This window comes from Streptomyces sp. SJL17-4, from assembly GCF_036826855.1.
Taxonomy (GTDB): domain Bacteria; phylum Actinomycetota; class Actinomycetes; order Streptomycetales; family Streptomycetaceae; genus Streptomyces.
Genome location: NZ_CP104578.1, coordinates 8,007,417 through 8,029,690, shown reverse-complemented (window position 1 = coordinate 8,029,690; position 22,274 = coordinate 8,007,417). Strand labels below are relative to the sequence as shown.

At 73.2% G+C, this 22,274-nt stretch carries 21 protein-coding genes; 10 read left to right on the top strand and 11 right to left on the bottom strand.

The annotated features are described in order from the left end of the window. Positions 1-17: 17 nt before the first annotated feature. Positions 18-1,286, bottom strand: coding sequence for an MFS transporter (locus N5875_RS36000; RefSeq protein WP_338498514.1), 1,269 nt, complete (start codon positions 1,284-1,286; stop codon positions 18-20). Between the two features lie 63 nt (positions 1,287-1,349). On the opposite strand from N5875_RS36000, the gene N5875_RS35995 reads away from it, so the two are divergent. Then, positions 1,350-1,727 (top strand): MerR family transcriptional regulator, encoded by a 378-nt coding sequence (locus tag N5875_RS35995; RefSeq protein ID WP_318212791.1) that lies wholly within the window; start codon positions 1,350-1,352, stop codon positions 1,725-1,727. A gap of 26 nt (positions 1,728-1,753) precedes the next feature. Here the strand turns inward: N5875_RS35995 and N5875_RS35990 are convergent, their stop codons facing one another. The 3 genes from N5875_RS35990 to N5875_RS35980 all read right to left on the bottom strand — a co-directional run bounded on the left by N5875_RS35990 (position 1,754) and on the right by N5875_RS35980 (position 5,110). Next, entirely contained in the window at positions 1,754-2,233 is a 480-nt protein-coding gene (locus tag N5875_RS35990) for a (2Fe-2S)-binding protein (protein WP_318212790.1), read from the bottom strand. A gap of 18 nt (positions 2,234-2,251) precedes the next feature. Beyond that, positions 2,252-4,651, bottom strand: coding sequence for a molybdopterin cofactor-binding domain-containing protein (locus tag N5875_RS35985; RefSeq protein ID WP_338498511.1), 2,400 nt, complete (start codon positions 4,649-4,651; stop codon positions 2,252-2,254). A 114-nt stretch (positions 4,652-4,765) separates the two neighbouring features. Further along, positions 4,766-5,110, bottom strand: coding sequence for a hypothetical protein (locus N5875_RS35980; RefSeq protein ID WP_338498509.1), 345 nt, complete (start codon positions 5,108-5,110; stop codon positions 4,766-4,768). Between the two features lie 187 nt (positions 5,111-5,297). Here N5875_RS35980 and N5875_RS35975 point away from each other — a divergent pair, with 187 nt between their 5' ends. Beyond that, the gene (locus N5875_RS35975; RefSeq protein WP_338498507.1) at positions 5,298-6,119 is read left to right on the top strand and encodes a type 1 glutamine amidotransferase; all 822 of its coding nucleotides are present in this window, start codon (positions 5,298-5,300) and stop codon (positions 6,117-6,119) included. Between the two features lie 72 nt (positions 6,120-6,191). On the opposite strand, the gene N5875_RS35970 is transcribed toward N5875_RS35975, so the two are convergent. Further along, complete coding sequence (locus N5875_RS35970; protein ID WP_318212786.1) at positions 6,192-6,476, bottom strand: hypothetical protein; 285 nt, start codon at positions 6,474-6,476, stop codon at positions 6,192-6,194. 161 nt (positions 6,477-6,637) lie between these two features. Between N5875_RS35970 and N5875_RS35965 the strand changes: the two genes are divergently transcribed. Beyond that, positions 6,638-7,075 carry an OsmC family protein gene (locus tag N5875_RS35965; protein WP_073902499.1) on the top strand — a complete coding sequence of 146 codons (438 nt, stop codon included), beginning with the start codon at positions 6,638-6,640 and terminating at the stop codon, positions 7,073-7,075. 68 nt (positions 7,076-7,143) lie between these two features. On the opposite strand, the gene N5875_RS35960 is transcribed toward N5875_RS35965, so the two are convergent. Continuing rightward, the gene (locus N5875_RS35960) at positions 7,144-7,845 is read right to left on the bottom strand and encodes an RraA family protein (protein ID WP_318212785.1); all 702 of its coding nucleotides are present in this window, start codon (positions 7,843-7,845) and stop codon (positions 7,144-7,146) included. 199 nt (positions 7,846-8,044) lie between these two features. Here N5875_RS35960 and N5875_RS35955 point away from each other — a divergent pair, with 199 nt between their 5' ends. Beyond that, positions 8,045-9,541 (top strand): APC family permease, encoded by a 1,497-nt coding sequence (locus N5875_RS35955; RefSeq protein WP_338498502.1) that lies wholly within the window; start codon positions 8,045-8,047, stop codon positions 9,539-9,541. A gap of 1 nt (position 9,542) precedes the next feature. Next, the gene (locus N5875_RS35950; RefSeq protein ID WP_318212783.1) at positions 9,543-9,965 is read left to right on the top strand and encodes a universal stress protein; all 423 of its coding nucleotides are present in this window, start codon (positions 9,543-9,545) and stop codon (positions 9,963-9,965) included. A gap of 94 nt (positions 9,966-10,059) precedes the next feature. Here N5875_RS35950 and N5875_RS35945 read toward each other — a convergent pair whose 3' ends face one another. Next, positions 10,060-11,514, bottom strand: coding sequence for a carboxylesterase family protein (locus N5875_RS35945; protein ID WP_338498501.1), 1,455 nt, complete (start codon positions 11,512-11,514; stop codon positions 10,060-10,062). Between the two features lie 56 nt (positions 11,515-11,570). After that, positions 11,571-12,806: an MFS transporter gene (locus N5875_RS35940; protein WP_338498499.1), complete on the bottom strand. Its 1,236-nt coding sequence runs from the start codon at positions 12,804-12,806 to the stop codon at positions 11,571-11,573. A gap of 136 nt (positions 12,807-12,942) precedes the next feature. On the opposite strand from N5875_RS35940, the gene N5875_RS35935 reads away from it, so the two are divergent. Beyond that, complete coding sequence (locus N5875_RS35935) at positions 12,943-13,917, top strand: LysR family transcriptional regulator (protein ID WP_338498497.1); 975 nt, start codon at positions 12,943-12,945, stop codon at positions 13,915-13,917. A 45-nt stretch (positions 13,918-13,962) separates the two neighbouring features. Further along, on the top strand, positions 13,963-14,331 hold the full coding sequence (locus tag N5875_RS35930) for a hypothetical protein (RefSeq protein WP_338498495.1): 369 nt from the start codon (positions 13,963-13,965) through the stop codon (positions 14,329-14,331). A 73-nt stretch (positions 14,332-14,404) separates the two neighbouring features. Here the strand turns inward: N5875_RS35930 and N5875_RS35925 are convergent, their stop codons facing one another. Next, positions 14,405-14,773, bottom strand: a complete 369-nt coding sequence (locus N5875_RS35925) for a cupin domain-containing protein (protein WP_318212814.1) — start codon at positions 14,771-14,773, stop codon at positions 14,405-14,407. A gap of 371 nt (positions 14,774-15,144) precedes the next feature. Here N5875_RS35925 and N5875_RS35920 point away from each other — a divergent pair, with 371 nt between their 5' ends. From N5875_RS35920 to N5875_RS35910, 3 genes are all read left to right on the top strand, one after another. After that, on the top strand, positions 15,145-15,504 hold the full coding sequence (locus N5875_RS35920; protein ID WP_318212778.1) for an SPW repeat protein: 360 nt from the start codon (positions 15,145-15,147) through the stop codon (positions 15,502-15,504). 192 nt (positions 15,505-15,696) lie between these two features. Further along, entirely contained in the window at positions 15,697-16,050 is a 354-nt protein-coding gene (locus tag N5875_RS35915; RefSeq protein WP_338498492.1) for a DUF805 domain-containing protein, read from the top strand. A gap of 296 nt (positions 16,051-16,346) precedes the next feature. After that, the gene (locus tag N5875_RS35910) at positions 16,347-17,636 is read left to right on the top strand and encodes a bifunctional GNAT family N-acetyltransferase/ATP-binding protein (RefSeq protein WP_338498491.1); all 1,290 of its coding nucleotides are present in this window, start codon (positions 16,347-16,349) and stop codon (positions 17,634-17,636) included. Here the strand turns inward: N5875_RS35910 and N5875_RS35905 are convergent. After that, positions 17,614-18,552, bottom strand: coding sequence for a carbohydrate kinase (locus tag N5875_RS35905; RefSeq protein ID WP_318212775.1), 939 nt, complete (start codon positions 18,550-18,552; stop codon positions 17,614-17,616). The two genes, N5875_RS35910 and N5875_RS35905, sit on opposite strands and share 23 nt — an antisense overlap. Positions 18,553-18,555: 3 nt before the next feature. Further along, complete coding sequence (locus N5875_RS35900) at positions 18,556-22,167, bottom strand: glycoside hydrolase family 32 protein (RefSeq protein WP_338498490.1); 3,612 nt, start codon at positions 22,165-22,167, stop codon at positions 18,556-18,558. Positions 22,168-22,274: the final 107 nt, after the last annotated feature.

Genomic DNA, 22,274 nt, shown 5'->3' with positions numbered 1-22,274 from the left:
TCGTGCACTCCGGCACCTCAGGGGCGCCGGTGGGCGGGGAAGCCGTGGGCGCGGGCTCCCGTGACGACGGCGACGACGGGGACGAGCAGGAGCAGGACGCTCCAGGGGAGGGCCCCCGCGCCGAGGTCGCCGAGGAGGAGGCCGCCCGCGAGACCGCCGGCCGCCATGGCCGCGTTCCAGAGGCTGACCAGCATCGTCTGGGCGGTGTCGGCGGCGTCCCCGCCCGCTTCGGCGACGGCCGTCTGGAGCAGCGTCGGCGCACCGCCCCAGCCCAGGCCCCACAGTCCGGCGGCCACCAGGACGAGCGCGGTGCTCCCGGCCGGTACGGCGAGGGCGGCGACGCCGACGGCGACGAGGACCGCCCCGGTCAGGGTCAGGGCCCGGAGCCTGCGGTCGATGTACCGCCCGGTGATCCAGATCCCGGCCAGCGAGGCCACTCCGAACACGAGCAGGACGAGCCCGGTGGAGCCGGGCAGGCCGAGGTGACCGAGGTAGGCGGCGACGTAGGTGTAGAGGACGGTGTGGGCGAGTACGAGGGCGAAGGTGACGGCGAGGACCGGCAGGACCCCGGGGACCTTCAGCGTCCGGGCGACCGGGGCCCGCCCGCCACGCTGTTCGCCCGGCAGGTCGGGGACGGCGAGGGCGATCCAGCCGAGGAGTCCGACGGCGATGACGGTCATGGCGGTGAAGGCGGTCCGCCAGCCGGCGGCGGCGCCGAGGAAGGTGCCCGCCGGGACGCCGAGCGACAGCGCGAGCGGGATGCCCGTCATGGCGACGGCGACGGCCCGGCCCTGGAGGTGCGGCGGGGCGAGGCGGCGGGCGTAACCGGCGAGCAGGGCCCACGCCACCCCCGCGGCGACCCCGGCGAGGAACCGGGCGCCCATGGTGAGGACGTACGAGGAGGAGACGGCGGTGACCGTGTTGGCGGCGGCGAATCCCGCGACCGAGGTGAGCAGCAGGCGCTTGCGGCGCCAGCCGGCGGTGCGGGCGGCGAGGGGGACGGCGGTGAGGGCGGTGCCGAGCGCGTAGACGGTGACCGACTGCCCGGCGGCGGCCTCGCCGACACCGAGGTCGGCGCTCATGCCGGGCAGGACACCGGCGGGGAGGGTCTCGGTGAGGCTGGTGACGAAGACGGCGGTGGCGAGGGCGAGCAGGGCGGCGAGGGGCAGTCGGCCGGTGGGCTTCGCGGGGGTTGGCGTCGCGGGGGTGGGCCTCTCGGAGACGGGCTTCGAAAGGGCGGGAGTGGTCGTGGCGGAACCGGCCGCCACTGTCGTGTGGTTGCTCATGGACCTATGCTCGAACCCTCACATTGATGTGAAGGTCAAGCGAGTCCCGGGAGGGGGCGTCCCATGCGGATCGGGGAGCTGTCGGAACGCACCGGCACACCGCGCAGGCTGCTGCGCTACTACGAGGAACAGGGCCTCATCGTCGCGGACCGGCAGCCGAACGGCTACCGGGTCTACGACGAGTCGAACCTGGACCGGGTCGCGCAGATCCGGGGGCTCCTCGACGCCGGGCTGCCGACCCGGCTCATCAAGCAGATCCTGCCGTGCCTGGACAAGCCGCGGATCATCCACTTCCCGGACGCCACGCCGGAGATGCTGGCGACGCTCGAGGAGGAGCGGGACCGGATGACCGAGCGGATCCGGTGCCTCACCCGGAACCGGGACGCGGTGGCGGAGTATCTGGGCGCCGTACGGGAGAAGTTGGCGGCCGGGTCGGCGTAGAGCCGCTCCGGCGGTGCGCACCGATGTCACTCCATGCGGCGGGACCCTTCCAGGACCGCCTGCCGGATGCGGTGGTAGGTGCCGCAGCGGCAGATGTTGCGGATCGTGTCCAGGTCCGCCTCGGTGATCTCGCGCCCGGCCTCCCGGGCGCGGCGGACCTCAGCGACGGCGGTCATGATCTGGCCCGGCTGGCAGTAGCCGCACTGGGCGACGTCGAGGTCGAGCCAGGCCTCCTGCATGGGGTGGAGGTCGCTTCCGACCGTGTCGGGGAGTCCCTCGATGGTGGTGACCTCGTCGGTCGGGGCGAGGTCCTCGACGGGAACGGCACAGGGTGTGAACGCCTTGCCGTTGAGGTGGCTCGTACAGGCCCGGCAGACGCCGACCCCGCAGCCGTACTTGGGTCCGGTGACGCCGAGGACGTCCCGGAGGACCCAGAGGAGCCGGACGTCGCCCTCGACGTCGGCGGTGACGGCCTTGCCGTTCAGGATGAAGGTGTGCTGCGGCACGGATGCTGCTCCAGGTCTCTACAGGGCGCGGTCGCGGCCGTCGGTCGGCGAGGCGGGGACGGGCGGGACGGTCGGCAGGGGGGTGAAGGGGAGCGGGTCGGCGTGGTTGACGGGGAAGACCGTCGGCATGGTGCCGGTGGCCCGGCCGTAGGCGCAGGCGACGGCGGCCATGGCGCCCGCGACCGCGAGTTCGCCCGCGCCGCCCGGCTTGTCACCGGTCGAGGGCATCACGATGATCTCCAGCTCGGGCGGGGTGTTCCACTGCCGGGTGTAGAAGTACTGGTCCCAGCTGCCTTCGAGGAAGTGCCCGTCTCGCAGGTGGAGCCCGGACGTCAGGGTGATGGCGATGCCGTCGGAGATGCCGCCCATCATCTGGGCCTCCAGGCCGCGCGGGTTGACGGCCAGACCGACGTCGACGGCGCAGACCACCTTGGTCACCCGTGGTCCGGTGACCGCGCCGGGGATCCTCCGTCCGGTGGTCTCGGGGCGGCAGTCGATCTCGACGAGCATGGCGACGGCGGAGTGGTACTCGGTGTGGACGGCGATGCCCTGGGCGGTTCCGGCGGGCATGGCGCGGCCCCACTCCCCCACCTCGGCGACCTTGTCGAGGACGGCGCGGGCCCGCGGGTCCTTCATGAGCCGGCGGCGCATCGCGTACGGGTCCTGGCCCATGCGCCTGGCCAGTTCGTCCATGACGAGTTCCTGGGCGCAGCGGACGTTGGGCGAGTAGATGTTGCGCATGGACCCGGTGTTGAAGCCCTTGTCGGTCTCGGAGAGCAGCTGGGTGGTGACGCCGAGGTGGTAGGGGCTGATCTGGGTGAGCTGGAACATCGTCTCGGAGAAGGCGAGGTCGCCGACGGGCAGCCGGGCCGCCTCCGCCGTCAGGAGCTCGCCGATGCCGTGCCCGAAGTCGGTGGCCACGGAGGTGTGCCGCTGCTCGTACGTGAGGACCTCGCCGAGCGTGTACGTGGCGCGGACCCGTGAGGTGGACATCGGATGCGTACGGCCCTGGCGGAAGTCGTCGGTGCGGTGCCACATCAGCTTGACGGGCTTGCCCATCGCCTGGGAGATCTCGGCGGCCTCGTGGGCGGCGTCGTGGAAGAGCTTGCGGCCGAAGGAGCCGCCGCCCTCGGTGACATGGACGCGGACGGCGGAGAGCGGCAGACCGAGCTTCAGGGCGATCTGTTCCTGGGCGACGATCGGGGCCTTGAGCGAACCCCAGATCTCGGCGGAGTCCTCCCGGACGTCGGCGATCGCGCAGTTGGTCTCCAGGGCGGCGTTGCTGGCGAAGTGGAAGGTGAAGCGGGCGTCGACGGCCTTGGTGAGCAGCGGCAGCGGCGGGACGACCAGGGGGAGTTCGGCCCGGCGGAGCTTCGCGAGGACGGTCGCGTCGGAGGCGCCCTCGGCGGTGCCGGGGCCCCAGTCGACCCGGAGGGCGCGCACGGCGTCGACGCACTGGCCGAAGGTGCGGCCGCGGACGGCGACGCCGGTGGAGACGGTGACGACGTCGGTGACGCCGGGCATGGCCCGGACCTCGGCGAGGTTGGCGACGGAGCGGACGGTGCCGTTGATGGTGGGCGGGCGGCAGACCATGGTCGGCAGGGCGTCCGGGACCTGGAGGTCCATCGCGAACTTCTTGCGACCGGTGACCGCTTCGAGGGCGTCGACACGGCGCTGCCCGGTGCCGATGAGCCGGAAGCGGTCGGGGTCCTTGAGGGTGACCTCGACGGCGGTGTCGGACACGGCGGCGGCCTTCACGGCGAGCTCGCCGTAGCCGAGCAGCGCGCCGGCCGGGGAGAGGACGGCGCCGGCCTTGGTGGTGAGGGTGCCGACGGCCTCGCCGAGGACGAGGGAGGCGGCGCGCAGCAGCCGGCCGCGGGCGACGGCGGCGGCGACGCGCAGGGGGTGGTAGGTGGAGTACGTGGTGTTGGAGCCGCCGGTCAGCTGGTTGAAGAGCAGCTCGGGCCGGGCGTCGGCGAGCGTCACCTTCACCTTGTCGAGGGGCAGGTCGAGTTCCTCGGCGACGATCATGGCGCTGGAGGTGGTGATGCCCTGGCCTACCTCGGCGCGGGGCAGCGCGAAGTGGGCGGTGCCGTCCTCGTCGAGGCGGATGGTGATGAGGTGGCTGGTGGGCAGGGCCGCGAGGGTGAGCAGCTCGTTGAGGTCGAGGAGTTCGGCGGGCCCGGGGAGCGACGGGATGAGCGCGGGGGCCGCGGCGGCGGCCTGCCGGGGCGCGAGGGCCTCGGCGCCGAGCTGGGCGGCGACGGTGAGGGTGGGGGCGGCGAGGACGTACCCGAGGAACCGGCGTCGGCTGGTTCCGCGCGGGGCGTCGCTCTCGTCCACCGCCTCGGAACGCGCGGTCCCGTCCCCCTCGTCGCTCGTGGGGTGGTCGTCCCGCACGGGGTGCCGCCTCGCCATTCGGTGTGCCCTTCGTCATGGTCCCGCAGCCGGCGCCCGGGTGCCTCCTCGGATGTGCCGATCATCGCTCATGTGGGAGACCTCCGAGGTGCCTTCGGTGGGACGACTGTCAGGTCACCGCCAAGTCGACCTCCAGCCGCCGCCCTCGCGGGCGCCGCGGGGCGGGCGGGCAACCCCTCGCGTCGCCCGGGAGCGGAGTCGCGTGCCCGAGCGGTGCAGGGCGCCCGAGCCGAGTCGCGTGCCCGAGCGGAGCCGGGCGGACGAGCGGAGCTGGGCGGACGAGATCCGGGCGCGCTGTCCGCCGCCCGCGATCAGGGCGTTGACGGATGCCATCGGGTCACCGCCCACCGACCGGGCGAGCAACGCACCGACGACGACCGGGCCGAGGGCGACGGCGAGGGCCGTGCCGGTGGCGGTGACGTGCTGGAGGGGGCGGGCGCGCCGGACGTCGAAGGTCATGGTCACAGTCCAGCAGGGCGCGGGGGTCGGCGTATCGGTCCAGGTACTCAGACCGGCGTACGCGGCTACTCAGCCGTGATCGTGCGAGTGCCCCCGAGGACTCCCGCACGAACGTCTCTTCCGCGATCCTCGGGGTCTGCGGACGCGACGAGGCGTTCCCGGGCGGACCACTGGAGGCGGAGCGACCGTGACGACGGAGACGACACGAGCGACGGAGACGACGGGTGCGACGGGGACGACGGGTGCGGCGCCCGCACCCGCGCCCCCACCCGCGCCCGCACCCGCCGCCGTACTCGTGGTGCAGCACGAGGAGGAGGCGGGCGCGGGGCTCGTCGGCGAGCACCTCGTACGGGTCGGCCTCCGGCTCGACGTGGTGCGCGCCTGGGAGGGCGAGGCGCTGCCGGCCGACCTGGGGGGTCACGCGGGCCTGTTGGTCCTCGGCGGGGCGGTGAACTGCGAGGACGACGAGGCCGCTCCCTGGCTGCCCGGCGTCCGGGCGCTCGTCCGCGAGTCCGTCGCCGAGGAGATACCGCTGCTCGGGATCTGTCTGGGCGGCCAGATCGTCGCCCACGCCCTGGGCGGTTCGGTGACGACACGCTCCCAGGGACCGGAGTTGGGTGCCGTGCAGATCCGGAGGCTGCCGGCCGTGGCAGAGGATCCCGTGCTCGGCGAGGTGCCGGACGGAGCCCTGGCGGCGCAGTGGCACTGGGACGACGTGGACCGACTGCCGCCCGGCGGGGTCCCGTTGCTGACGGGCGACGAGTGCCCGCACCAGGCGTTCCGGGTCGGGAGCGTCGGCTGGGCGGTGCAGTTCCATCCGGAGGTGGACGGGGACGCGGTCGCGAAGTGGGCGGCCGAGGACGGCGAGCGGGTACGAGAGGCGGGCACCGAACCGGGGTCCGCCGTGGCCTCGGTACGTCGCGCGGAGCCCGAACTCCGCACGGTCTGGGGCGCGGTGGCGCAGGCCTGGGGGACGGTCGTCCGGGCCCGCGCGGGCGCCCTGCCGTAGCGAGCCGGAGCGATGGCGTCGAGGCGATGGCGTGATCGCCCCGAGCCGCTCGCCGAGATGGTCGCCCGACCGTCAGCCGGACTGGGGCTCGGCATCCAGGACGAGTTGACCGATGTCACGCAGGCGCTGCCAGTAGTGGGGGTCGTCGGCCTCTTCGAGCGACGGCAGCATGTGGCTCAGATGAGCCACGCAGAGACGCAGGACCCTCCAGCCTCTGGCGTCGAGTGAGGTGCCGTCGCCGCGCCAGGTCATCACGCAACCGGCGGTGTCGGAGTCGAGCATCACCATGTCGACGGCCTTGCCGTCGACCCCTGCCCTGTCCGCACCGCGCAGCCCGGGGGGAAAGGGAGCGCTCATGTGCTCCTGCCACCGGCGGTCCACTTCCGCGAACCTGGTAGTTCTGTTCACGCCGCTCACCATCCCACGGCGCTCCGTGCGACACGAACGAGTTTCCGCTGGTCGGACACGGGCGGCCGTACCGTACGAGCACGCACCCCAGAACGAAGGAGACCGCCGCCATGGCCGACTACCGGATCGAGACCGTCCGCACCGGGTACCGGAACTGGACCGCCCGGAACGACCGGGGCGCGGAGGTCCGGATGGCCGCCGCCGACGACGCCGACGCGCAGCCCTCGTTCACCCCGGTCGAGTTGCTGCTCGCGGCGATGGGCGGCTGCGGCGGGCTCGTCGTGGACCGGACCGCGCGGGCCGTGGACCACGACGACCTGAAGATCGTGGTGGAGTCGGTCTCCGGACCCGAGGACGACGGCCGGGTGGGCCGGATCCGGGTCAGCTACGAGTTCGAGCTGCCGGACAACAACCCGAAGGCGGCCGAGGTGTTCGCCCGCGGGGTGCGCCTGACGCACGAGAAGTTCTGCACGGTGAGCCGGACGGTGGAGCACGGCGCGCGCGTGGAGGCGATCCTGCCGGACGGCACGGTCGGCTTCGAGGGCTGACACCCGAAGCGGGCCCCGCGCTCCCGGTCGGCCCCCACGGGCCCCGCGCTCCGCGGCCCACTCCCGGCTCACTCCTCGATCGCGCCACCCGTCCGGCGCAGATGCTGCCGGAAGGTGTACGTGGGGTCCTCGGCCCGGCCCGACAGATAGGCGTCGAACCGGGTCTGGGCGCGGAGCGTCTCGCCCGCCCTGATGCGGCGGGCCTGTTCCCGCTCCGTGCGGAACAGCGTGCGCGCCACGTCCAGGACGGCGTCCACCCCGGCGGCCGGCACGAAGAGCACACCGTCGTCGTCGGCGAAGACGACATCGGCCGCGGTCACCGCGTGCTCGCCGAACCGGGCCGTGGTCAGCGCGTCGGGGTCCCGGGGGTCGAGGCGGACGGGGCCGGGCGCGTACCGTCCGTACGAGAAGACGGGGAGCCCGATCTCGACGAGGTCGGGGGTGTCCCGGTGCAGTCCCCAGACGACGACCCCGGCGACACCCGCCGCTTCCGCCTCCAGGACGGCGAGGTCGCCGATGCACGCCTCGTCACGGCGGCCCGCGTTGTCGATGACGAGGACGTCACCGGGCCCGGCCCGGGTGAAGGCCTCCAGGAAGACGTCGACGCTGCCGTAGTGCCGTACGGGCAGCGCGCGCCCGGCGACCCGCTGCCCCGCGACGACGGGCAGAATCCCGGCGGGCGCGGCGCGCGGCGGTTCCCCGAGGCGCACGCAGGCGTCGGCGACGAGTGGGGTGGAGAGTTCCGTGAAGTCGAGCGGATCCTTCGGCATCAGGCGTTCCGTTCGGTGACGAGGGCGGTGACGAGGGCGGTACGGCGGGCTGCGCGATGCTACCGGGCGACGGCGTGCGGCCGGCCGACGTCGGCCGCGTGCGCCTGGCGTGCGGCCGGGCGGCGGCCGCTCATGCCTGGCGTGCAGCACGGGCCGGGCCTCCCTACCATGAAGGCATACCTCTCCAGAGCGAGGCACCATGGCCGCAGAGGACGCCGCGCCCGCCGGACGACCAGCGGGTTTGAAGGCCAATGCGATCGGGTTCGTCGACGCCCTCGTCATCGGACTCAACTCCACCTCCCCCGCGTACTCCCTCGCCGCCGTCATCGGCCCGATCGTCGCGCTCGCCGGGATCTACGCGCCCGGCGTGATGTTCGCGTCCTTCGTCCCGATGCTGCTCATCGCGTCGGCGTTCTACTACCTCAACAAGGTCGACCAGGACTGCGGCACGACGTTCTCCTGGGTCACGCGCGCGATGGGCCCGTGGGCCGGATGGCTCGGTGGCTGGGCCATCGCCATGACCGGCGTCCTGGTCGTCGGCTCGCTCGCGGACGTGGCCGTGAGCTTCGCGCTGCTCTCCTTCGGCCTCGACAGCTGGGTGGACAACGCCTTCGTACGGCAGTCCCTCACCGTGCTCCTGATCCTGGTGATGACGGCCGTCTGCGTCATCGGCACCGAGTTGTCGGCCCACGTGCAGAACGTCCTCATCCTGGCGCAGGTCGCCTTCCTGCTGATCTTCGTGGGCGTGGCGCTGTACAAGGTGTACGACGGCACGAGCGCCTACGACTCCGCCGAACCAGCCCTCAGCTGGCTGAACCCCTTCGGCGCCGGAGGCGCGGCGCTGACCGGCGGGCTGCTGCTCGGCGTGTTCATCTACTGGGGCTGGGAGTCGGCGGTCAATCTCACCGAGGAGGTCAGGGACTCCGCGACCGCCCCCGGCAAGGCGGGCCTCTGGTCGACCGTCATCCTGCTGGTCACGTACGTGTCGGTGGGGTTCGCGGTCGTCGCGTACGCCGGTCCGGCGTTCCTCGCGGAGAACGCGGGCGAGGAGGAGTTCATCTTCGCCCAGCTCGCCACCGATGTGCTCGGCGGCTGGGACTGGGTCCTCCTCCTGGCCGTCTCCACGTCCGCCATCGCCTCCACCCAGACGACGATCATCCCGGCCTCGCGGACCGCGCTCTCCATGGCCCGGCGGCGTGCGCTGCCCGCCCACTACGGCCACATCAGCCCCCGCTTCCGTACTCCCGACGTGAGTACGTGGTGGGTCGCCGGCATCGCCATCGCCTGGTACCTCGTGGTGAACCAGATCAGCACCAACGCCCTCTTCGACTCGCTGACCGCGCTGTCGCTCCTCATCGCCTTCTACTACGCGCTCACGGGTATCGCCTGCGCCGTCTACTACCGGCGCCATCTCCTCGAGAGCGTGCACAACTTCCTGCTGATCGGGCTCGGCCCGCTCGTCGGTGCCGGGCTCCTGGCCTGGCTCCTGGTGAGGTCGGTCTCCGACATGTCCGATCCCGCGAACTCGTACAGCGGCACCTCGTGGTTCGGCCTCGGGCCGCCGCTCGTCATCGGTATCGGCATCGCCCTCACCGGGGTGATCGTCATGGTCGTGTGGCGGCTGCGGTCGCCCGCCTTCTGGGAGGAGCGGCCGGGCGTGGCCGACCCCGACCTGGTGCACGGCGAGGAGCGCTGAGATGTCGGTCGTGCTCGGTTACGACGAATCCCCCGGCGCGGCCCGCGCGCTGCGCATCGCGGTCGAGGTGGCCGCCGCGTTCGACGAGCGGCTGGTGCTGGTCTTCGGCGCGGCGGCGCCCGGCCCGCTGGGCGAGGAGTACCGGTCCCACTACGAGGCCATCCGGCAGACCGGCCGCGCCGGCCTCGAACACGCGGTCACGGAGGCCGACCGGGCGGGTGTGCCGACCGTCGTCGAGGTGCTCGACGAGAATCCGGCCCAGGCCCTCATCGACGCGGCGACCCGCCACGCGGCCCGCGTCATCGTGGTGGGCAGCTGGGGCGAGAGCCCGATGCGGGGCGCGCTGCTGGGCTCCACACCCCACAAGCTGCTCCACATGTCGACGGTGCCGGTCCTGTGCGTGCCACCGGAGTCCCACGACTGACCGGACTGACGGGACTGGCGGGGCTGGCGGGACTGGCGGGGACTGACCGGGCTGACGGGCCGGGGCCGCCCCGCCGGCCCGCCGGCCGTCTCCCTCAGTCCAGCCAGAGCGCCCGGACCGGGCTCAGCGGGTCCTCCGCAACGCGGGGTTCCGCGTCCCAGATCATCGTGGCGCGCCCCTCGGCCGTGTAGCGGGGCCAGTCGGCGCCCGGGTCCTGGTCGGTCACGAAGGCGACCCAGGCCCGGTGCATGGCGTCGGCGAGCACGCGCGGCGGCGCGTCCCCGGCGACGGCCGGTACTCCCTCGGCGTCGAGGAGGTCGAACGCGAAGGGCAGGTCGACGCAGTGGAAGGCGAGGTCCGTGGCGGGTGAGCGCCAGGCGAACTCGTAGAGCCAGGTGGGCCGTTCGCGTGCGGCGCGGGCGTCGGCGACGGCGAGGTTCGGGGCGCGGAAGGTCGCGTCGGTCAGCGCCTGGCCGAAGAGCCGCTCAGGGCCGCCCTCCGCGTACGCCTCCGCGAGGGCGTCGGTCCGCGCGGGGTCGAGGCCGAGAGCGCCGAGGAATACGGGCAGCGGCGGGCCCTCCGGTCCGGGCGCGGGGAACATCGTGAACTCGTGCTCGGTGAAGCCGAGCATCAGCGGCACGTCCGCGCCCGCCTCGCCCGTCGTGAGCGCGTCCTGGACGGGCAGCGGGATGAGCTCGCCGTCGGCGAAGGGGGCGAAGGACAGCATCGGCGGCAGGCCCTCGCGGTCGGCGCCCGGCCCGCTCAGGCGGTCCTGGAGGGCGAGGATCTCGTCGTCGCCGAGGTCGCGGAGGGCGGCGGCGGTGGCCGGTACGCCGGTGCGGGCGGTGAGGAGCCGGGAGACGGCGCGGGCCACGTCCGGGCCGTCGGGGCGCGGGACGGCGCCCGAGACGGAGAGCGCGCCACGGAACAGGCCCCGGGCGGCAGGGACGGCGAGGAGGGTCTGGACGGCTCCGCCGCCCGCCGACTGTCCGGCGACGGTGACCTTGGCGGGGTCGCCCCCGAAGGCCGCGATGTTGTCCCGTACCCATGTGAGGGCGGCGATCCAGTCGCGTACGCCACGGTTGTCGGGGGCGTCCTCCAGGTGCAGGAAGCCCTCGATGCCGAGGCGGTAGCCGACCGAGACGAGGACGACACCGTCCCGGTTGAAGGCGGCTCCGTCGTACCAGGGGCTGGCCGCCGAGCCGGCGACGTAGCCGCCGCCGTGGATCCAGACGAGGACGGGCAGTGCGGCGGCGGGGTCGGCGCCGGGGGTGAAGACGTTGAGGTTGAGGATTCCGGGGCCCGGGACGGAGGGCTCGGGGATGGTGGTGACCTCGGCGAAGGGGCGGCGCTGTGCCGTCGGGCCGTACGCGGTGGCGTCCAGCGGCTCCGTCCACGGCTCCGGCGGCACGGGCGCGGCGAACCGCAGGTCGCCGACGGGCGGCTGCGCGTACGGGATGCCGAGGAAGCGCAGGCTGCCGTCGGCACGGCGCTCGCCCCGGACGGGCCCGCGGTCGGTGGCCACGATGGTGCTGCCGGTGGTGTTCATGAGTGCTGCTCCTTCTGCGCGGGGGCCACAAAGCCCGGGGCAGGAGCCTGTCACCGTCATTTACACGTGTCAACGCTCGCCCTCGTACGCACCTCCTCCCTGGGCAGCAGCAGCGGTGTCGCGAGCAGCAGGACACCCGCAAGGCCGATCGCCGCCCGAGGTCCGACGACGGCCGCGAGAAGTCCCCAGAGCGCGGTCAGGCCGGCGACGGACGCCTTCGCCGTGACGGACCAGGCGGTGAGGGTACGGGCGACCCGGTCGGTCGGCGTCAGGTCGAGGCGGTGGGTGGCGAGCACCGGGGTGAACACAGCGGCGCAGGTGATCAGGGCCAGCTCGACCGCCATGACGAGCACCAGTCCGGTGACACCGGGGTGGACGAAGGCGAGGCCGACGGGCCAGCACGCCCGGAGCACTCCCGAGGTCCACAGGACCCGGTGCCGGCCGTACCGCGCGACGAGCGGCCGGGAGAGCCGTGAGCCGACGAGGCCGCCGACGCAGGGCACCGCGAAGGCCAGCCCGTACTGCCAGGGAGCGAAGCCGAGCGGCCCGAGCATCAGGACGGCGAGGAGCGGAGCGGTCGCCATGATCAGGCCGTTGACCAGGACGGAGTTGAGGAACAGCGGGCGCAGGACGGGCTGGGCGAGGATGTGCCGCCACCCTTCGAGAAGGCCGCCGGCCCTCACCCCCGGCCCTTCCTCGCGTACAGGACGGGGCTCGCGCCCCTTGATCGCGCGGATGCCCGCCGCCGAGAGCAGATAGCTCAGGGCGTCGACCAGCACGGTCGCCACCGGGCCGAGGAGCGCGACCAGGGCGCCGCCGAGCGGCGGCCCGAGGACGGTCGCGGTCCATGTCGTGGATTCGAGCCGGGCCTGTGCGACGAGCCGGCCCTCCGCCGGTACGAGTGCCTTCAGGCAGGCGCCGGAGGCCGCGCCGAAAGTGATGTCGGCCGCGGCGACGACGACGGAGACGACGAGGAGCTGGGCGAAGCCGAGGCGGTCCAGCGCGTACGCGACGGCGACGCTCAGCACCGCAGCGCACCGCACGAGGTCCATGGCGATCATCACGGGACGCTTGCGGCGGAACTCCACCCAGGGGCCGAGGGGCAGTGCGACCGCCGCGCCGACGGCGGCCCCCACGGCGGCCAGCGCGGCCACCTCGGCGGAGCCCTTGTGGAGCACGGTGATCGCGAGCAGCGGGAACGCGTTGAAGGCGACCCAGGTGCCCAGGGTGCCGGCCGCGTACGCCGCCCACAGCCACCCGAAGTCCCGTCCGAGGGACGCCCCGCCCGCCATGCCCGTACCCCTCTCGACGACCGGGCCGCACAACCGCGCAGCCCCGCCGACATCAAAGCGAGCGGGGGACGCGCAGATCAAACAACCCGGGCGCGTCCCCGGCACAACCCGTGGTTGTCGGTCTAGGCTGCGCGGCGTGGATCTCGATGCCGTACGCACCTTCCTGGCCGTGGTGGACTCGGGCCGGTTCCGGGAGGCGGCCGCCGAGCTGGCGGTCACCCAGCAGGCCGTCTCCAAGCGGGTCGCCGCGCTGGAGAAGGAGCTCGGCGTGCGACTGCTCGCCCGCACCGCGCGCGGGGCCGAGGTGACGATCGACGGGCAGGCGTTCCTGCCGCACGCGCGCGCCCTGCTGCATGCCGAGGCGCGGGCACTGGCCTCCGTACGGCCGGAGATGCGGGCGCTGCGCGTGGACGTGATCGGCCGGCGGCTGGCGACCGCGGGGCTGCTGCGGGGGTTCCACCGGGCGCATCCGGAGATCGAGCTGGACGTCGTGACGCTCTTCGACGCGGACGCGGCCGTCGCCGCTCTCGGGGCCGGCACCATCGACGCGTCCTTCCGGGCGGTCACGATGCCCGGCAGGCGGCTGCCCAAGGGGATCGAGGCACTGCCGGTCCTGGACGAGCCGATGCAGCTCCTGACGGGTCCCGGGCACGCGCTCGCGGGCGCGCGTTCCGTCCCGCTCGCGCGGCTCGCCGGCCACCGGATCTGGATTCCCGGCATCGTCGGCGGGACCGAGTGGGCGGCCTACTACGCGGATCTGGCCGCCGCGTTCGGACTCACCATCGAGGTGACGGGCCCGGACTTCGGCCCCGAGGCGCTGTTCGACACCATCGCGGACTCCCCCGAGCTTGCGACGTTCGTCGGTGGGGGCACCCGACTCGTCTGGCCGGAGGGCCACGACCTGCGGCGCGTCGCCGTGCACGGTCCGACTCCGGTCTATCCGCACTCACTTCTGTGGGCCGTGGACAACCCCCACCCGGCGCTCCTCGCCCTCCGCGACCATCTCGCCTCCTCTCCCGACGCCCCCGGGTCCCCTGCGTCGGCGGGGCTGGAGGCCGACATCTGGACACCCGCATGGGCACGGCCACGGGATCACCGTCCCGAGCTCTAGACTCTGAACGGCCGGGCGACGCGCAGGTGCAGGGGAGGGCGGCCCATGATGCTGTGGACGCACGATGCCTTGGGGGGCGCGCTCGTCTTCCTGCTCGGTGCGGGGCTCATCACCGCCGGTGTGGTCTGGAAGGGGCGGGCGGTACGGCCGTTCGCGGCCTCACGCGCGCGTTCCGTGGCCCAGCGGGAGTACGCCCGCGATCTGCAGCGGGCGGCCGACCACGTGATCGCGCTGGCCCGCCAGTCCGCCGGTGAGGGCGAACCGGCCATCGTCACCGTCGAGGCCGTGGTGCGCACGACGCAGGAGCGTTACGGGTACGCCGGGGTGGAACGGCGGCACGCGGCGGCGGCGCTGCGCCGCCGGTTCGAGCACTGGCGCTGCGCGGTCGACTGCGTCACCGACGCCTACGGCTGAACGCCGGTCCCGGGTACGTGAGTTCCCTGACCCGCGGCACGCTCAGCCGGATGGTCCCGCCCGGGGTGTTCGCTCAGCCGGACGGCCGGGCGTAGTCGCCGAAGCCCGTCCAGTCCACGGCGACGCAGGCCTCGTCACCGAGGACCCAGGCGTCGTGGCCGGGCTTGACCTCCATGTAGTCCCCGGCGCCGTACTCCGCCGAATCGCCGTCGTCCATGACGACCTTCATCCGGCCGCTGACGACGTACCCGACGTGCGAGGCCTGGCAGCTGTCGGTGCCGGCGATCGGCTTGACGTGCTTGGACCACTGCCAGCCGGGCTCGAACACCGCGCGGCCGACCGGGCCGCGTTCTCCGTTGAGCAGATCCAGCCTGCCCTTGCCGTCCTCGAAGGGGCGGGTCTCGTCCGCTGCGTCGAAGTTCTTCTTGACGATGCCTGTCATCATCCACTCCCGGCGGTGGAGAGGTTTGGGCCCCGAGTCCACTTTTCAGCCTACGCCGGGATGCCGCGGGGCACCTTGCACAGGAATACGACTCCTTGATCGCTTTTGCCGAGACCTTTATCGAACAGTGATCGCCATTTGGAGGTTCCACTCATATCCGCAGCTCAAATCCTGTGCACATCCCTTACCGGGCAGACCTACACATAAAGGCCAGATAAGAGCACAATGAAGCAGCGGCAGCATTTGCCGCAAGTACGGTCAGACGTGCATGACGCCAGAAGGAGGCGAGTCGTATGGCCGACGTCTCTCACCGTCCTGGTGATATCGCAGGGCACCCCGATGCGCCGGAAATGCGGGACCGATATGCCCGTATGCTCCAGACCCGAGGTGTCGCGGCGGTCGAGGAACTCGTGATCCTCGCCGGTATCTACGCCGCGATCTCCGCGTGGACGGTTCACTTCTCCGCCACCCAGCCCGCACTCGCCACCGCCAACCTGGTCGTCGGTATCGCCCTCGCGGTCCTCGGCCTGTGCATGTCGATGGTTCCCGAGCGGTCGCAGGACCTCAACTTCGTCGTCCTGTTGATGGGCGCGTGGCTGATCATCGCCCCGTGGGTGGTCGGGTCGAGCCCCGACACCGGCACCATCCTCAGCAACGTCATCACCGGCGCGTGCGTCTGCCTGTTCTCCCTCACGGCCGGCGGACTGCTCATGACCAAGCGAAGGACGTGACGCTCCGACCCCCTCCCGAAACGGCGGCCCCTCCACTCCCGGAGGTGCCGCCGTTCACTGTTCTCCGCGCCGGAACGGCCACTGCCCGGTAACGAATTGACCCATGTGGTTTCAGCCACCTAAGTTCTGCGTAAAGCTTGCTCCACAGGGACAGGCTCTCCCGCTCGCATACCCAGTCCTTGGGGGGACAAAGTGAACTGGTACCTCGAAGTCATCAAGAAGTACGCGGTCTTCAGCGGCCGGGCGCGCCGCCAGGAATTCTGGATGTTCGAGCTTTTCAACATCATCATCGCGATCGTGCTCGGCGCCGTCGGCTTCGCGCTCGACTTCTCGCTGCTCAGCACGCTGTACTCGCTGGCCGTCTTCCTGCCGTCCCTCGGCGTGACCGTCCGCCGTCTGCACGACACCGGCCGCTCGGGCTGGTGGATCCTCATCGGCCTGGTGCCGATCGTCGGCTTCATCGTCCTCATCGTCTTCGCGGCCACCGAGGGCAACCAGCACGAGAACGCGCACGGCCCGAACCCGAAGCTGGCCCCGGCCTACTGACGGTCCCGGCCCTCGGCAGGTCACGACCTGCGATAGGCCACGCCTGCTGAAGGTCCCGGTCTGCTGAAGGCCTCGTACGCGCATGCGGCCCCCGGAGGACTCCTCCGGGGGCCTTCCGCATGCCGGACACCCCTTCCGCGTGCCGACCGCCGCACCGAGGCACCGCGCGGCGACGTGCCGCATAGAGCCGCCACGGCGCGTTCGCCCTCACCGCCTTGTGCAGGATGGCGCACGACCAAAACCGAAGGCCCCGCCTAGCCTCGCCGCAACGGCACCAACGAGGGGCGGTACCACCGGTGAACTGGCACATCCACGACTACCGCGAGAGCGATCTCGCCGCCGTCGTCCATCTGATCGACACGACCGCGGAGCTCGGCCAGGAGTCCGTCTTCTCGCTGGCCGAGTGCATCAGCGCCCTCACCACCCGCCAGCCTGCCGTGGTGGCCGTCCACCAGGGCGTGCCGATCGGCGCCGCGCTCGCCTCCGTCTCCGGCGAGCGGGCGTGGGTCATGCGGATCGCGATCTCCTCGGCCTGGCGCGGCCGCGGTCTCGCCAGCGCGCTCCTCGTGGAGCTGGAGCGTCGGCTGGTGGCGGCCCGGGCGGGGAGGATCGCGTACGTCCTGCCGGAGGAGGAGCTCCTCGGCGAGGGTCTCCTCAACGCCGGGTACACCCGCCAGCCGGCCGTCGCGTACTTCGAGAAGGTGGAGCCGCTGCACGGTCCCGCCGCCGGGCTCCTCGACGATCTGGGCGGGCGGCTCCTCCCCGGCGACCTGTGGGCCAAGGTCGCCGGCATGGAGCGGGAGAAGGACCTGATCGAACGCCGGGTGGTGCTGCCGCTCGCCGAGCCGGAGCGGGCCGGACGGCACGGGGTGCGCCCGCCGCGCGCGGTCTGTCTGTTCGGCCCGCCGGGCACGGGCAAGACGACGTTCGCCCGCGGGATCGCCTCCCGGCTCGGCTGGCCTTTCGTGGAGATCCTGCCGTCCCGTCTCGCCGACGAGGGGAACCTCGCCGCCGCCCTGCGGTCCGCGTTCGCGCGGATCGCGGAACTGGAGCGCGTGCTCGTCTTCATCGACGAGGTCGAGGAGATCGCGCCCGTGCGCTCGGAGCCCGCGCAGCCCGGCGGCATGCACGGAGTGACGAACGAACTCCTCAAGCTGATACCGGGGTTCAGGGAGCGGGACGAGCGGCTGCTCGTCTGTGCCACCAACTCGATCCGCTCCCTGGACCCGGCGTTCCTGCGGCCCGGCCGGTTCGACTACCTCATCCCGATCGGTACGCCGGACAAGGCCGCGCGGGCCGCGATCTGGGCCCGGTACACCGATGGCAGGACGGACGTCGACATCGACGAACTGGTCCTGGCGAGCGACCTGTTCACCCCGGCCGACATCGAGCACGCCGCCCGGATCGCCGCCCAGGCCTCCTTCGAGCGGGACCTGCTCGCCGTCGGTGGGCGGGGCGGCGACGCTCCGGCGCCCGGGGCGAGCACCGCGGACTATCTGGCGGCCATCGGGGAGTGCCGGCCGACGGTCACCCCGGAGATGGTCGAGCAGTTCGCCTCGGACATCACCACGCACGCCCGGACCTGAGGGCGAACCTCCGGAGGGCGGCGTCCAGTTCGGCCCGGTCCGGCGGCTGGGCGCCGGCCCGGGAGACGGTGACGGCCGCCGCCGCGCCCGCCCTCCGCAGAAGCCCCGCGAGGTCTTCGGCGCCGAGCGCGCCCAGGGCGTCCCGCCCCTGCCCGGCGAGCGCGTCGAGGACGGTGGACATGAAGGAGTCGCCCGCGCCGACCGTGTCGACGACGGTGACCGGCGGCGCCTCGGCGGCGACGGTGTGGTGGCGGGTGACGGCGAGCGAGCCGGCCGATCCCCGGGTGACGAGGACGACGGCCGGGCCGAGGGCGAGCCAACGGGCGGCGACCGTGCGCGGGTCCTCGCCCGGGTACAACCAGGCCAGGTCCTCGTCGCTCGCCTTGACCAGGTCGCTGAGCGCGACGCAGCGCTCGACGCGGGTCACGGCCGACCCGTGCTCCCCCATCAGTTCGGGCCGCACGTTGGGGTCGTAGCTGACGGTGGCACGCTCCCGCAGCCGCTCGGTCCCGCCGAGGACGGCCGCCGCGCCGGGCGCGGTGACGGCGGCGATCGAGCCGATGTGCACATGGCCGGGCGCCAGGTCGGCCGGGGGCCCGCCCTTCAGCGTCCAGGCGATGTCGAAGGTGTAGGAGGCCTGACCGCGCGCGTCGAGGCCGACGACCGCCGAAGGGGTGCGTTCGGGCATGTCGCCGATCTCCACCCGTACGCCCGCGCCCTTGAGATGGGCCTCGATGAGCCGGCCGGTGGTGTCGTCGGCGAGCTGGGTGAGCAGGGTGACGTCCCTGCCGAGCCGCCCGAGGCCGTAGGCGACGTTGGCGGGGCTGCCGCCCGGGTGGACGCGGTCGGCGGCGGCGGAGCCCGCCGGGGCGCGGACGATGTCGGCGACGCACTCGCCGATCACCAGGAAGGACATGGGTCAGAGCTCCTTGGCGTAGGTGTCCTGGTAGCCGGCCCGGCCCCCGAAGACGTTCAGCCCGACGTGGCCCGCGCTGTGGGTGGCCGCGGTGTCGGTGTGGTCGATGATGCGGTTCCCGTCGAGGAAGACCTCGATGCGGGTGCCCCGGTGGACGATCCGCAGATGGTACGTGGCCCCGTGCCGCACCAGGGCGGGGACCCGGGCGAGCGCGGCCGCGTCGTCGAAGGATCCGCCGCGCCGGACGACGAGCCGGACGGCCCGCAGATCCGGGTCGACGTTGAGGACGTAGCCGTCGGCGCCGTCGGCCGAGGCCCGCCACAGCAGGGACGCGGCGCCGCGGGTGCCGTCGGGGCCGCCGAGCGTGAGCAGGCCGGAGAGTTCCAGGTCGGCGAAGCGGCGGGCGGAGATCGCGTCGCTGTCCCGGTCGAAGGTGCCGGTGTGCCCGGCGCCGGTGGGCTCCCAGCGTCCGGCGGGGACGGTGGTGAGGGTGCCGAGGTCGGTGCGGAACTCCCCCGGTGGCGGGGGTGCGGCCGGGGCGGGGATCTCGTCGGTGAGCCGGCAGGTGGAGGCGAGCCGGTGGAAGGCCAGTTCGGCGATCCGGACCGTGCCGCCCTCGGCGGTGAAGGCCAGTCCACGGGCGTCGGGATCGGGCAGGACCAGGCTGGTGACGACGGCCTCGCCCGCGCCACCGAACACCTCGACGGACGAGGAGTCGACGAGGATCCGGAGCCGGACCGTGCGACTGCCGTCGGCCACTCGGGCGGCGGCCAGCGGGGCTTCGGTGCGGCCGGCGAAGTACCGGGTGAAGTCGGTGCGGCCGGAGTCGGTGCGGTCGACGAACAGGCGCTCGCGCACGGCGTCGTAGCCGACGAGGGTGGACTGCCCGTCCTTCCGGCGCAGGTGGAAGCCACACCAGGTGGCCGCCCCGGTGGCGGGCAGGACGAGTACCGTCTCGATCTCGTAGCTGATCCCGGTCAGGCCCGCGCACGGGTCGGGCAAGCCGGGTCCGGCCGTGAGGTCCCTCCGTACCGTGGTGTCCGTCCGGAGCGAGGCCAGTTCGGTGACGGGCAGTTGACGCAGGACCGGGCCGTCCTGGCCGTCGGCGAGGGTGAGTTCACGGGGAATGCTGTGCTGGCCGTTCCACGGACGGGTGGGCGCGCTGAACGGATAGTCCCAGTTGGTGGTCCAGCCGAGCCAGACCCGGCGTCCGTCGGGGACGTTGTCGAAGGAGACGGCCGCGTAGAAGTCACGGCCGTGGTCGCTGCGCGGGGCCGGGCCCGGGGGCTGGTCGGCGGTGAACGCGGTCCCGTCCCATGTTCCGGTGAGATACCGGGCGGTGGAACCGTCGGTGGCGCGGACGGCTCCCGTGCTCAGGGTGAGGACCCAGACCGTACGGGCCGGGTCGCCGTCGACGGGGAGCGGGAAGAGGTCGGGGCACTCCCAGACACCGCCGCCCGCCACCCACTCCCCGTATCCGAAGGAGCTGGCATGCGTCCAGTGGAGGAGGTCGCGGGAGGTGAAGAACCGCAGGTGGTCTCCGCCGGAGACCACCATGACCCACTGGTCGTGGGCTTCGTCCCTGAGGACTTTCGGGTCGCGGAAGTCCCAGCCGCCGTCCGGGCCGCCGGGGTTGCCGACGAGCGGCTCGGGGCCGCCGTACGGCAGCCAGGAGCGTCCCCGGTCGGTGCTGTAGGCGGCGCGGACCGACTGGTTCCCGCCGATCCTGTCGGGGTGGACGCTCGTGTAGTACGCGATGAGGCCGGGTGCGCCGCCGAAGAGGCCGGAGTCGTCGTGGGTGTCGACGACGGCGGAGCCGGACCAGCAGTGGCCGTAGGCGTTCCGGTCGAGGGCGTGCGGGAGGCTGTGCCAGTGCAGGAGGTCGGTGGAGACGGCGTGCGCCCAGCGGCCCTCGTCCTGGTGGAAGAGGTGGTACTCGCCGTCGAAGTGGACGAGCCCGTTGGGGTCGCTGCCCCGGCCGGTGCGGGGTGAGTGGTGGACGGCGGGCCGGTAGGGCTCGGTGAAGTGCTCGCGTACGTCGACGGCGTAGACGTCCTGGAAGTACGCGGTGCCCTCGGCCGCGACGAGCCCGACGGTGTCACCGGCGGCGGTCGCCGGTGCGCGCAGGGCCCGCATCCCGTCCACGTACACGGTGAACTCCCCGTCCACGAGATGCACTTCGATGCGGAAGGGGGTGCCGGTGCGCAGGGGACGGACGGGTGGGGGTGCGGTGACGAGGAGGGTGCGGCGGGCGTGGTCGACGAGACGGAGGTCGCCCGTGCCGGGTGCCAGGATGATCTCGTGACCGCGCACGAGGAGACCTGCGGCGCTCGCGCCCGCGAGCCGCACGTCGGCGGAGACGACGATCTCGGCCGCGTCCGGCGCGGGTGCGGTGCGCAGTCCCGCGCTGCCGCGCAGACCCAGCAGGTCGCGGGTCCAGGTGCCGGACTCCGTGGTGGCGCCCGGGAGTTCGGTGCGCGGGCCGGCTGCGGTGACGTTCTCGTAGGCGACCCGTCCGTTGTAGGCGAGGAGCCCGGGGCGGCCGGCGAGCCACGGGGCGGGGGCCGGGTCCTCCGTGGCGATGACGGGGTCGTAGCCGTCCGGGCGGAGGAAGTCGCTCTGCCAGTACACCCGGAGACGGCGCCCCTCGGCCTCGACGCGCAGACGGTGGACGGTGCCGGGGGCGATCGGGGTGGAGTGGGTGCCGAGGGTGATGTCGCCGTCGACGCGGTAGAGGCGGAGGCGGCCCTGGTTCGGGTCGACCTCGACGGCGTAGCCACGGCTGCCGGCGGCGTCGGCGCGGACCAGGAGAGCGGCGACGGCGTACGGGTCATGGACGAGGACGTCGGCCTGGAGGTAGGTGTCGTACGCCTCGTCGGCGGCGGTCGTACGGATGTTGGTGCCGGCGGGGGCGTCGGCGACGAGGCCCAGCGGAGTGGGCGTCCAGCTGCCGCCGCCGCTCGGGGTCCAGCCGCTGAGGTCGGTGGTGACGGACCACGTGCGGGGCGGTCCGAAGCTGACCGTGCCGTCGGTGGCCAGCAGGCCCACCTGTCCGGAGGCGTGGCGGTGGTCCTCGACGGCGAGGACCTGGCTGCCGTCGACGTGGACGGTGAGGGCCGGCCCGTCGAGGACGACGTCGAGGGTCGTGCCGGGGCGGCCCGCTCCGGTGGCGAGCGTCTCCCCGCTCGCCAGGTCGATCAGGACGACCCTTCCGGTGGCCGGTTCGAGGACGGCGCCGTATCCGGTGGTGCCGTCGGGCGCCGCCCGGAGGACGAGTCCTCCCCGGGCGTGCGGGGTGGCCGGGTCGGGGGTGATCCGTGCGGAGTATCCGGCGCGCACGCCGACGCGGTGCTCGGAGATCGCGAGCGACGCGGTGGCTCCGGCGTCGGTGGCGAGCTGACCGCCGTCCGGGGTGCGCTGCCAACTGCCCCGGTACGGAAGGGGGTCGGGGATCGGTGAGGTGACGGCCTCGGGGAGGGCTTGCGGGCGGCGGCGCGCGGCGGGCGCGGCTGCGGCGGTGCCGGTCACGGGCGTGGGCAGGAGAACGGGCAGGAGCGCGAGGCCGCCCGCCCGGAGCAGGGTGCGGCGGTGGAGGGGGACATGGGGAACGCGCATGGGGGCCTCCTCGGCAGTGGGGTGGCGCCGGTACGGGTGGGGGCCCGGTGCGGGGCGGGGCGGACGGCCCGGCACCGGGGTGGGAGCGTGACTCGACCAGGGTGTGC